Annotated in this window: 8 protein-coding genes; 3 read left to right on the forward strand and 5 right to left on the reverse strand. The window is 42.5% G+C overall.

Translation table 11 applies throughout. The features are described from left to right. Window positions 1–3 precede the first annotated feature (3 nt). Window positions 4–1356: a Na(+)-translocating NADH-quinone reductase subunit A gene (locus tag AC58CZ_RS09895; protein ID WP_494224141.1), complete on the reverse strand. Its 1353-nt coding sequence runs from the start codon at window positions 1354–1356 to the stop codon at window positions 4–6. Window positions 1357–2438: 1082 nt separating this feature from the next. Here AC58CZ_RS09895 and hisA point away from each other — a divergent pair. From hisA to AC58CZ_RS09910, 3 genes are all read left to right on the forward strand, one after another. Continuing rightward, window positions 2439–3176 carry a 1-(5-phosphoribosyl)-5-[(5-phosphoribosylamino)methylideneamino]imidazole-4-carboxamide isomerase gene (hisA, locus tag AC58CZ_RS09900; protein WP_075107225.1) on the forward strand — a complete coding sequence of 246 codons (738 nt, stop codon included), beginning with the start codon at window positions 2439–2441 and terminating at the stop codon, window positions 3174–3176. 88 nt (window positions 3177–3264) lie between these two features. Further along, a complete protein-coding gene (locus AC58CZ_RS09905) occupies window positions 3265–4893 on the forward strand; it encodes a mechanosensitive ion channel domain-containing protein (RefSeq protein ID WP_494224140.1) in 1629 nt (542 codons plus the stop codon). An 81-nt stretch (window positions 4894–4974) separates the two neighbouring features. Then, window positions 4975–5274 carry a hypothetical protein gene (locus tag AC58CZ_RS09910; RefSeq protein ID WP_494224139.1) on the forward strand — a complete coding sequence of 100 codons (300 nt, stop codon included), beginning with the start codon at window positions 4975–4977 and terminating at the stop codon, window positions 5272–5274. A gap of 93 nt (window positions 5275–5367) precedes the next feature. Here AC58CZ_RS09910 and rnr read toward each other — a convergent pair whose 3' ends face one another. The 4 genes from rnr to thrS all read right to left on the reverse strand — a co-directional run bounded on the left by rnr (window position 5368) and on the right by thrS (window position 11821). Beyond that, window positions 5368–7644, reverse strand: coding sequence for a ribonuclease R (rnr, locus tag AC58CZ_RS09915; protein WP_494224138.1), 2277 nt, complete (start codon window positions 7642–7644; stop codon window positions 5368–5370). A gap of 139 nt (window positions 7645–7783) precedes the next feature. Then, window positions 7784–9028 (reverse strand): toxic anion resistance protein, encoded by a 1245-nt coding sequence (locus AC58CZ_RS09920; protein ID WP_075107221.1) that lies wholly within the window; start codon window positions 9026–9028, stop codon window positions 7784–7786. Between the two features lie 331 nt (window positions 9029–9359). Next, window positions 9360–9863 (reverse strand): translation initiation factor IF-3, encoded by a 504-nt coding sequence (gene infC / locus AC58CZ_RS09925; protein WP_058025272.1) that lies wholly within the window; start codon window positions 9861–9863, stop codon window positions 9360–9362. A 23-nt stretch (window positions 9864–9886) separates the two neighbouring features. Beyond that, window positions 9887–11821, reverse strand: a complete 1935-nt coding sequence (gene thrS / locus AC58CZ_RS09930; protein ID WP_494224137.1) for a threonine--tRNA ligase — start codon at window positions 11819–11821, stop codon at window positions 9887–9889. Window positions 11822–12621: the final 800 nt, after the last annotated feature.

A 12621-nucleotide genomic window follows, 5' to 3' on the forward strand; every position in this document is an offset into this window, starting at 1 on the left:
TGGTTAGCCCTCCAGCTCAATGCGCGTTAAGTTATCACGCAAAATATCACCGAACTCATATTTGCCAGGAGATACAAAGGTGCATAGTGCCAAGTCTTCTTCATCCAACTCAAGTGCACCCAAATCAGTGGCACTGATGATGTCTTCGACAATCAAAGCACGTAACAATTGAGTGGGTAGATAATCTTGAGGCATGACTTCTTCAAAGACACCAATCGGTACCATTGCTCGTGGTGAGCCATTACTTGTTGTGGTGAAATTGTACTTTTTGCCACCAAAAAACTGCGAAATATAGATAGGCAGTTTTGAGAAGCGGTTTTTACCGGGGCTAAAGAAGTGAAACGCAGGACGCTCACGACCTTCAGGCAGTGCACTGATCTGATTATGAAAACGACCAAGATAAGCGATATTGTCAAATACTCTGCGACCAGACAATACTGAACCTGAGATGATACGGTTCTCGCCTGCCGCCAGTTGACCTTTGGTTAATGCCGTAATATCAGCACCACGCTCGGTTGCAATCAGATGCGGATTGGTAACCGCAGGGCCAGCCAAGCTTAGCATACGACGTGTATATAGATGTCCAGTTGTGAACAGCTTACCAATCGCAATCACATCTTGATAACCAATCGTCCATACGGTCACGCCGCGGCTGATAGGGTGCAAGAAATGAATGTGCGTACCTGCAAGACCTGCTGGATGTTTACCCGCAAAAGCATGATACTCAGTGACATTGTTCGTTGCAGTGTTTGCAACTGGCGTCAACTGGGCATCACCATGGTGGCAGACAAAGGTCTTGAGCGTGAGTGTTGAGAGTACTGCTAGGCCATCATTGAACGATTGTAGCTGCTCATTGATCACCAGCATTGGATCAAGGGCGAGTGGATTGGTGTCCATTGCTGTCACAAAGATAGCATGTGGACGAGCGCCGATTTCGGGTGCACGGCTATAGGGACGTGTGCGAAACGCAGTCCATTCGCCAGAGGCAATCAGTTGGGTTTCAACGACTTCAGAGTCTAGGTCAGCAAGCTGCTGTGAGTCATAGCGCTCAAAGTCTACTTCTTCACCATTCGGGTTGACCTCAATTACAAGACTCTCAAACACTCGGCGCTCACCGCGTTTAACAGCGACGACCTTACCAGCAGCAGGGGCAGTATAGATGACGCCAACACGCTTTTTGTCTTCAAAAACGGGCTGACCTTTGGCTACAATGTCACCTTCTTTGACATTCATCGTAGGCTTCATGCCCACGTAATCATAGCCAATAAGTGCTACATGTGTCGGTTGGTGCTCAGATATCTCGCGGGAGGGTTCACCGGTGATGGGCAAATCCAAACCTTTTTTGATGGTAATCATAAGCGAAAACTTAGTCCATAGTCTAAAACGATACCAGACATCCTGTTTGGTACATCGGTAGCTTGAACATTTATCTCACTCAATAAAGCCTTCAATCATCTATTTCTATACTGAAATAAGGATGAAAGCTCTCTGAAGATAATACATGATCATAACTACTATTAAGAGTATTAACGCTGACCTTAGACTCCTTAACAACACGTTAATGTCTTATTCGAATTACCAAAGTGGCGACTGGCTACCAAGGTGTATGCTAAAACTATTGAATCAAAATCAATCGCCAAAAGCACATTGCCAACAGAGATTACTTTGAAAATAACAGCCTTATCATACGTTTCATTGAAATTAAAAACTTGTAATACCAGTATGATGGGCCACTTTTATCCAATCAGCATCATTCAAAAATACGCAATTTTTTAGAGGTGTGACTAAAAACGATCTATTGAAGTAGATGATCAACTGGCTAAAAGACAACCTAGATAAGCAAGCATCACATCATTTTTGTGAGCTGCCAAACTCTAGTCATAACTGTTTTATATTGTTAGCTAGTAATAGGGTTTTAAACGGCATCCAATGGGGCTTTATACTGCAGAATCGGTGGTATACAGACTACCAGATTAGATTTCTATTATAACCCTTTTTGGCAATATATCAGTTAATATCATACGGATATATTGAGCCATTGCTCATTGTCTTTGAGGCATTATGAAGTGCGATTAAGCAATACCGTCTCAACAAAAAGCGTAACGCATGGTTACTATCACATAGAAACAAATAAAAATTTACCTAGGATTATACGCTAAATTGACCTAAAATTGCCAGTCAGTAATAGAATTTAACGAATGTTGGTGCCGATTCTACATATTACAACTTATGGTTATGATTGTTTGGTTTCGATTGTATCCTATCTCTATTTGAGCAGATTTCTGACCTATTTTATTTGGTTTTTCGAATCTGTCTATAATTTATGCCGCGTTTGCGTGGTGTTTTCTATCGTGGTCTGATGCTTCGATTTCGTTTTATTCTCAACAATGTAATTGTCTAAATTTATTGCCAATATTATGCTTTATAAGGAATGCTATATGTGTGCTGTGCCTGTCATTATCCCGGCTATTGATTTAAAAGATGGTAAGTGCGTACGTTTAAAACAAGGCCGTATGGAAGATGATACGGTGTTTTCTGATGACCCAGTCGCTATGGCTGCACGTTGGGTAGATGAGGGCGCACGCCGTCTGCATTTGGTCGATTTGAATGGTGCTTTTGATGGCGTGCCAGTACACAGACAAGTGGTCAATGATATTACCAAAGCCTATCCTAATTTGCCTATTCAATTGGGTGGCGGCGTGCGTAATATGAATACTATTGAGCAATACATTACTGCCGGTCTGACCTACATTATTATTGGTACAAAAGCTGTTGAAGATCCGGATTTTGTTGCTAAAGCTTGCCGTGAATTTGCAGGACACATTATCGTTGGTATCGATGCCAAAGACGGTATGGTCGCCACTCATGGCTGGGCCAATGTTACCGATACCAAGGCGACCGAGCTTGCCAAGCGCTTCGCTGATGTAGGTGTTTCTTCTATTGTGTATACTGATATTGCCCGCGATGGCATGATGCAAGGCGTGAATGTTGAACAAACCGTTAATTTGGCGCGTGAAGGCGGATTACCTGTGATTGCATCAGGCGGCGTTACTGATATGAAAGACATCGAGCTGTTAAAGCCTTATGGTGATTGTATCGAAGGTATTATTACTGGTCGTGCCATCTATGAAGGCACGTTGAATTTGAGCGAAGCGCAGCTTTACTTAGATAGCTAAATAAATCAAAAATTAGTCGGTTAAAATCAGACAGCTAATTATCAGCAATCAGCTAAGCGAGAAAAATCCGTAAAAATAAAGGATGCTTATGGCCAGTTATTTTGACCGTCCAATGATACGCCGTTTTATAAAAGCGTGGGGTCAAATGTTGTTGCTGTTAAGCATCGTTTGTACGTGGCCCACCTATGCTGCTGGTGAAGAACTCTCTGGCATTGCAACCGTACTTGGCGTGGAAAGTACACAAGAGGCAACACCTGATAGTGATCCTGCGCCAGACGAGGAAGCATCAGACCCCGCCACCTCATCACCGACACCTGCCCAGCCCCCCGTCATCAGCGGCGAGAGCACCAATAACGGTCAAATTGAAACCACACCCACTCCGCAAAAAGACAATGACATACGTCAGCGTATCAATGGTATTTTCTCTGAAATCGAAGGCCTACAAGCTGTTACTGTCAGTGTGAGCCAAGGCGTGGTCACCTTGGCAGGAGAGACTGCCAACGAAAAAAAAGCGCAGCAGGCCATCAATCTGACCAACCGTTTGACTGATGTAGTCACCGTTGATGACAATATCAATCGCACATTAGATGTCCAAGAAAATGTCTCGACAGTTTATGAAGGACTAAAAGCGCAACTGGAAAATTTAGTGAAGGCGCTGCCTTTGCTATTGGTCGGCGTTGTTATATTTGCATTGGTCACATGGTTTGGCAGTTGGTTATCTAATCGTAAGAGAATGTGGCAGCGCTTAACGCCCAATCCTTTTGTCGCCGAGTTGTTATCGCAGACCGTCAAAGTCATTTTTATCATCTTTGGTCTGATCTTGGGACTGAGCCTTATCGGGGCAGAAACCATCTTAGGTACTTTGCTTGGCGGCGCAGGTGTCATCGGTATTGCCGTTGGTTTTGCGGTCAAGGATACCATCGAAAACTATATTGCCTCACTAATGCTCAGTATCCGCCAGCCATTTCGCGCCCGTGATCAGGTGGTTATCAATGGTCAAGAAGGTATCGTGGTTCGCCTTACTTCGCGAGCCACGATCTTGATGACGCTAGATGGTAACCAGCTGCGTATTCCCAATGCTGAGGTGTTTAAAGGCACCATTCTCAACTACACTAAAAATCCCGAGCGCCGCTTTACTTTTGAATTAGGTGTTGATGCGAATGATGATCCGCTAGCAGCTATCAAAGTAGGACTGGATGCGATCGATACGCTCGCATTTGTGTTGGAGGAGCCCAAAGCCATCGCGGTGATTACCAATGTGGGTGATTCCAATATTGTGCTAGAGTTTCAGGTTTGGGTAGATCAATCAGAAACCGACTTTGCTAAAGCGCGTAGTATTACCATCAGAGAGACCAAACATGCACTAGAAAACGAAGGCTTTAGCTTGCCTGAACCCATTTATCGTTTGCGGTTTAACGACAAATTAGAGAAAGCCATTGAACATATGCAGAACAGTACGGGCAGCGCTAAATCTGACATGACGATTACCTCAACCACGCCTGAGCCTACTTTTACCCATCAAGATAATGAGAATCCTGTTGATGATAAAGATAAAAAGCAAGCGAAGGCGCGAGCCAAAGTTATTTTGCAAGGCCGTAATGCTGATGAGGTCCTCGATGCTCGCCCTGATGACAAGCTGATGGAAAAGGTCGAGCAAGAGATTGCTCAAAGCTCAGATGAAACGGATTTACTCAATAATGATAGTCCGCAAGAATAGTAAGAGATAGTAGGTTTAAAAGTAGGCACAAAAAGTGCAATGGAACTCGTATTTGGTAATTAATCAAAGTCGAGATTTTTTATGGAAATGAAGCATCTAATCATATTTGCCGTAATCGGCATCGTAGCATTGCTTGGTTTTAACATCATCAATGGCAATAGTCGTGAGGAAAACAGAGAGGTTGCCGTTAGCAGTACTGTTTCTGAACAGCCTACAGCAGCTGTATCTGATGCAGATAGCTCTAAGAATAGCTCTGCAAATATCGCCAGCAAACCACTTGGCGAACAGCCCAAAGCCATAATAGACGATGCAACCAATAAAATCGATCAAGCACAGCAATCTGAGCAAGATCGTTTGGAACAGATGAGTAATGCACAGTAAAAAAATATTTAACCTAAAACTATAAATAACAAAGCATAAAAAAGGGCCAACGTTATCGTTAGCCCTTTTTATTTATGGTACTACAGTTTCAGATTAGCTTTTTTTGCTAGATCCTCTACGGTTATTACTTCTCTTTGCTGGACCTTTCTTAGACGGCTCTTTTTTGGCAGGCTGCTTTTTTGTCTGATTCATGGCACTAGACTGCAATTTTTCTTTCAAATCAAAATCAATTTGCAGTAGGTCCATATTAACGCCAGCAACCTGTACCTTGACCAAGTCACCAAGTCCAAAGAGCGTGCCCTTGTCTTTGCCGATGAGCTGTTGCTGCTGCTCATCATAAACAAAGAAATCATCGCCCACATTGGAGATATGTACTAGACCATCAATGTATAAGTCAGTCAACGTAACGAATAGGCCGAAGTTGGTCACGGTCGTCACAACCCCTTCGAACTCTTCACCGACATGATCCGTCATATAATGACACTTGAGCCAAGACTCTACAAAGCGAGATGCTTTTTCTGCACGGCGCTCTGTATCAGACGTCTGTGTACCCGCGCCGTCAAGTGAAAAATCCATGACAGGTTGCTTGCTGTTTGTTACTTTTGCTTTGATCGCACGATGCAGCATTAGATCTGGATAACGGCGAATCGGCGAGGTAAAGTGGCTATATTCATCATAAGCCAAGCCGAAGTGACCAATATTGTCAGGGGCATAATTTGCCTGCATCATCGAACGCAGCAACATGCTATGAATGCTAATCGCATCTGGTCTGTCTTTGGTTGCTTCAATAATACGCTGATAATCGGCTTGCGTTGGATTCTCTTCTGGGAAGGGTAGGCCAAAGTTTTTTGCATATTCGTGAATACGCATTGATTTTTCATTATCAGGCTTATCGTGGTTACGATATAAGACTGGCAGCTCATGTTTGAGTGCAAAGTTTGCCGCGCAGGTATTAGCGAGGAGCATACACTCTTCAATCAGCTTCTGAGAGTCACCGCGAGTACGCGGTAATATAGCGTCAATCCCGCCTTTTTCATTAAATTTGATGTAGGTTTCAACCGTCTCAAACTCCATGGCATGACGTTCTTCACGTTTTTTGAGCAGTAACTCATAAAGCTGATGCAATGTATCAATCGATTTTTTGACGTCTTTATTGCCCGTTAATGATTTAGGAAGTCTTTTATCAGTCGGATTGACAAAATAGTCGTTCACTTGGTTATACGTGAGACGCGCTTGTGAGTGCATCACTGATGGATAAAACTCATATCCTGTGACCTTACCTGCACGTGATATTTTAATATCAGCCACCATGCATAGACGATCAAGGTTAGGGTTCAATGAACACAGACCATTAGAGAGGACTTCAGGGAGCATCGGAATCACACGATGTGGGAAGTATACAGACGTACCGCGCTCGTAAGCATCTTGATCTAGTGGTGAGTTTGGCGTGACATAGTAGCTGACATCCGCAATTGCGACCACGACGCGGTAGTTGCCGCCTGAGCGCTTCTCAGCAAATACGGCATCATCAAAGTCACGAGCATCTTCACCATCGATAGTAACGAGTGGCAGATGACGCAAATCTGTGCGACCTTTTATGTCTTTCTCAGTTGGTTCTTGATATTCAGCAGCTTGTTTGAGCGCCGCTTCACTGAAATCTGATGGGATATCATAGTTGAGTAAAGTGGTCTCAATAATCAGCTCTCGATCGTTATCATCAGACAATACCTCAGTGATTTTGCCAGTGGCAAATTCATGTTGGTTCGGCCAGTCGATGATATCGACTTTGACAGGCGCGCCTTGTTTGATATTGAGGGCTTGGACATTATCATCAGTGACAGTGATTGGTTGATGACTGTTTGGACTACCAAGCTCAACACAAAAGCCCTCTTCATCACGCGCAAGTGTACCGATAAAGTTGTTCTGGCGGCGCTCGACTACATCCACAATACGGCCTTCGGTACGACCGCGATTGTCTGTTGACGTGCCAACTGCTGCTACTGTATCGCCATTGAATACCCAGCGCATTTGTTTTTCATGCAAAAATAAATCTGGCATATCACTCAATACCACAAAGCCAAAGCCTTTTGGATGTGCAGATACGGTGCCTGTAACGATATCTTGCTTAGTGACTGTGCGATAGCGATAGGGACGGCCTTCGCGATTGACTTGACCATCACGTGCCATTGCCTTTAGGCGATTGCCCAAAGCATCAAACTGATCTGGATCTTCAATCTCAAAGATCTGCGCCAGCTGCTTGTGAGTGACTTCCCCATGCTCACCAATCGTACTGAGTATCAACTCACGACTAGGGATTGGGTTGTCGTATTTTTGTGCCTCACTTGAGGCGTTTGGATCATTCCAACTCATAAATTACCGTATCTATTTTTTAAATTATTAATAGTGACTATCTTAACACGAACGGCAGCGCAATATCTTGCGTCAATTGCCTTATGTGCCTTCAATAGCAGAAAGCGTTGCATTTTTAAATGAACGCTATTGGGATCAATCATATATCGATATCAACACTGCTTGATTGATTGGTGATTTTTTTACTGTCTAGCTCTTTTGATACTTCTAGCACCGTCGTTTGATTTGATTTATCCAAGTATTTTTGTGCTTTATCGACTTCAGTGGTCAAAGTATTGACCGTTTGTTTCATATTTTCTAATGCTTCGATTTTATAATTACTAATCATATCCATGGTGTCATAGACATTATTGAAGGCATTTTGCAGTTTATCAAGCTCAATGCTACTACTGGTTGCTTGTTCATGAATCTCACCTGACTGACGCTTAAGCATGGCAGAGGTTGATTCAATCAAGCTACTCGTGGTTTTATTCAATGCCGTAATCTGATCAAGTACCAGTTTTTGATTGGTCATGGCTTGAGCAACTACCACCGCCGTACGTAGTGCTGAAACAGTGGTCGTCGTTGCTCGATCAACCCCTTTAATCAGCTCTAGATTGTTTTTACGGATGGTGTCGAGCGCTAGATAACCTTGTACGTTAACGGCCAACTGAGTTAAAAAGTCAGTGTTTTTTTGACGCACATAAAACAGCATCTCTTCTTTGATAATACGCGCTTTCTCAGGATCAGTCGCTTCTATGGCGTAGACTTTTTGCTCTAGTTGCTCATCTATCTTTTTGCCAACATAGATATACTGGCGTATAGACTGCATCAGCTCCCACATATTGACTTTTTCTTGCTCAATCATTGCATTGTCTTTGAGCAATTCATCTTTACCGTTATATAAACTGGTTACTACTGCATTGATATGCGATTGCGCTGACTCATACTGACGGAAATAGTCTTGCACTTTATTGCCAAATGGAATCAGACCGAATAGCTTACGTGAATTGGTCAGCTCTTTTTTGCTTGGGTCCAAATCTTCGACGATCCCGCGTAATTCGGTTAAAGATTTGGCAATAGGGGAGTTGTCAAACAAGCTGTCATTGAGGCTTTTGGCTGGTAGCTCCAGCATCCGGTTAGAGACTTGAGCGGATTCACGAATCTCTTTGGTGCCCAGATTATGAATGGATTGGACGTTTTGCTGAAATTCTGGGCTGTGCACGGAGTTAGTAATCACGTGATCGACGAACGCATCCACTTTGGCATCCAGCTCCGGAATTTGGCTTTCATCCAACTTAACCATTTGATCGGCTTCACTTTTTTGTATTTCTTTGACAGGTTCAGGCGCTGTGAGAGAGATACTAGGAGTTGTGGCGTTTTCTGGTGGCGTTAATTCTTGCATGAAAGTTCCCTTGATGTCAGATAAAAGCAGTGTTTTTATAAACGACTCTATTGGTCGTGATATAGATTATTGTTGTACACTGACTAGAATTTTTTAAAAACGCGAAGAAGCAAATACAAAACAGATCTTTAGACTACCGCGTAATCAAATGGTTGAGAAGGTGGGTTTTGTAAAATAGCGTCAGCCAATTATAACTGGTCAGATACCTCTAAAAAGACAGATGTTAAGGCAGATAATAAAAAACCATCAATATCCCGTAGCATATTGATGGTTAGAGTTATAAATAACTATATTGACTAACAGCCACTACTTAAAGCAATCTCATAAAAGACTACTTTTTCTTAGTAGGTCCAAGCAGCATACCCATTTGACGACCTTCCATCTTAGGGTACTGTTCGACGTTTGAGATATCAGCAGTATCTTCAATGATACGATCAAGTTGTTTGCGACCGATGTCTTGGTGCGCCATTTCACGTCCGCGGAAACGGATGCTAATTTTAACTTTGTCTTGATCTTCCAAGAAGCTGATAATTTTTCTCAGTTTAACCTGATAATCGGCTTCTTCGGTACTAGGACGTAGCTTCATCTCTTTGAGCTGAGTCTGCTTTTGGTTTTTCTTAGCTTCTTTAGCCTTTTGCTTTTGGTCATAAAGGAAGTGCTTATAATCCATGATCTTACATACTGGCGGCTTAGCTTCAGGAACTAATTCAACCAAATCTAGGTTTTCATCACGTGCCGCTTTCATCGCGGTTGCGATATCAACCACACCCATTTGCTCGCCATCTTCTTTGACGAGACGGACTTCTTTGACGTTGATATCTTCGTTGATGTTCAAACGGTTGGACTGTTTAATAGGTATTACTCCTCATCTGTTTTTGGGGTCTGTCGGCCTTTTTTACTGACAGCGGTCTGTACTAATGTAATAAATTCAGAAACACTCATCACGCCAAGGTTCTCACCTTCGCGAGTTCGGACGTTAACACTGCCCGATTCCACTTCTTTATCCCCTAATACTAGCATATAGGGAATACGTTCTAATGTTTTCTCTCGTATCTTAAATCCAATCTTTTCGTTACGCAAGTCGCTAATAGCGCGTAAACCTGCATTTTTAAGCTCGCTAACCACGTTTTCGCAGGCATCAGCTTGTTTATCAGTGATATTCATAACCACAACTTGCTGCGGTGCTAGCCATACTGGCATCCAACCGGCATAGTTTTCGATCAAAATACCAATGAAGCGCTCAAATGAACCTAAGATTGCACGGTGCAACATAATAGGCACTTCGCGATCGTTTTGCTCATTGACGAACTCAGCATCGAGACGCTCAGGCATGTTTGGATCAACCTGAATGGTACCGCACTGCCAAATACGACCTAACGAGTCTTTTAGACTAAACTCAATTTTTGGACCGTAAAAAGCGCCTTCGCCAGGCAGATAATCCCAATCTAGCCCTGAGCTATCAAGCGCATCTGCTAACGCTTTTTCTGCAAAATCCCAAGACTCATCACTACCCACACGTTTTTCAGGACGGGTAGAGAGCTTCATAATAATGTTATCAAAGCCAAAATCTTCATAGACAGCAAGCGTTAGCTTAATAAAGTCAGCAACTTCTTGTTGAATTTGCGCTTGCGTACAGAAGATATGCGCATCATCTTGAGTAAAACCACGTACACGCATCAAACCATGTAATGAACCTGATGGCTCGTTACGATGACAAGAACCAAACTCTGCCATACGTAGTGGCAAGTCACGGTAAGACTTTAGACCTTGGTTAAAGACTTGCACGTGGCAAGGGCAGTTCATCGGCTTTACTGCATAATCACGGTTTTCACTAGAGGTCGTGAACATATTGGTTGCATAATTGCCCCAATGCCCTGAGCGTTCCCACAAACTGCGATCAACAATTTGCGGTGTCTTAATCTCTTCGTAGCCGTTGTCGTATTGTACTTTACGCATATATTGCTCAAGTACTTGATAAATCGTCCAACCATTCGCATGCCAGAACACCATACCTGGCGCTTGCTCTTGCATATGAAATAGGTTCAGCGCTTTGCCAATTTTACGATGGTCACGTTTTTCTGCTTCTTCAATACGCTGGATATAGGCTTTTAGCTGTTTTTTATCAGCCCAAGCAGTACCATAAATACGCTGTAATTGCTCATTCTTGGCATCGCCGCGCCAATAAGCACCTGACATTTTGGTCAGTTTAAATACTTTCAAAAAGCGAGTGTTCGGTACGTGCGGACCACGACACATATCAACGTATTCTTGATGATGATACAGACCAAAGGCTTCTTCACCTGGCATATCATTAATCAGTTTTAGCTTATAGTCTTCGTTACGTGATTCAAAGATCTCAATTGCTTCGGCACGTGGCGTCATTTTTTTAATAACGTCATAATCTTGCTTGATCAGCTCCATCATGCGCTTTTCAATAGCTTCCATGTGCTCAGGCGTAAATGGCGTTTCACTAAAGATATCGTAATAAAAACCATCATCAATAACAGGACCAATGACCATTTTGACATCGGGATATAGCTGTTTAACTGCATGACCTAATAAGTGAGCGCATGAGTGACGAATGATATCAACACCATCGTCATCTTTTGGCGTTACGATTTCAACGTTGGCATCAGCGACGATAGGATCGTACGCATCTACTAGGTGACCATTGACACGTCCAGCAACTGTCGCTTTAGCGAGCCCTGTCCCAATACTTTGCGCCACTTCCATGACTGTTGTATGACCTTCGAAGTTTTTCACGCTACCATCGGGTAAAGTAATCGCTACCATAATCTATTCGCCTATTATTGGGTCCGTTGGCAGTGATGATTGCAACCATCAATCATATAACCGTGAGACCGCATCAATTATATCTAATCATTGTGATATATAGTAAGAGTGACACATTACTTGCTACTGCTTTGTACTGCTATATATTGTGGGTTTTATTGGTTATTCAAGAGTATCAAACCAACACCGACATCATAGACAGAACCTTGTCATCTATCTAATATAGATAATCAGCAAAAATAAGTAATGTAATAAAAAGGTGATTATAGCAAAAACCGTCTACCAACACTAGATATCAAGGGATAGAGCCTTAAGCTCAATAAGAGATAAACTAAACTCTAAACTGCGAAAGTTATTTTCGAACATTTCAAAATAGAATGTTGGCAAAACTATATAGAGCTTGTCGATGGACCTTCTATATAGTGATGTTTGTAGGAATATCAATATTGAAGGTATGAATAGAAGTGCCTTAAAAGAGGTAGAAGATAATAAACGGCACTACATATCTGATAAAACTATCAACCAGAGCACACTTTTATTGCCTTTTTAAAGAAGCTAACTCCAACCTATTGAAAGTATTCAACTTTCTAAATTACGGGAAAATAAGTCCAAAAACATTAATAAAACAGGTTGACACAAAAATTAAACCCTCTATAATACGCCCTCATCAGACGGACTGGCAGTGAGAGATGTGTAGATTACACATTAATAACGCAGTTAACCTGGTGAAACAAATTATAAAAAGTCTTGACAATTCAAATCAATATGATAAGATAGTCGGCTCGCTAGATAGCTTAACT

It is taken from the genome of Psychrobacter sp. CR212 (genome assembly GCF_059693765.1).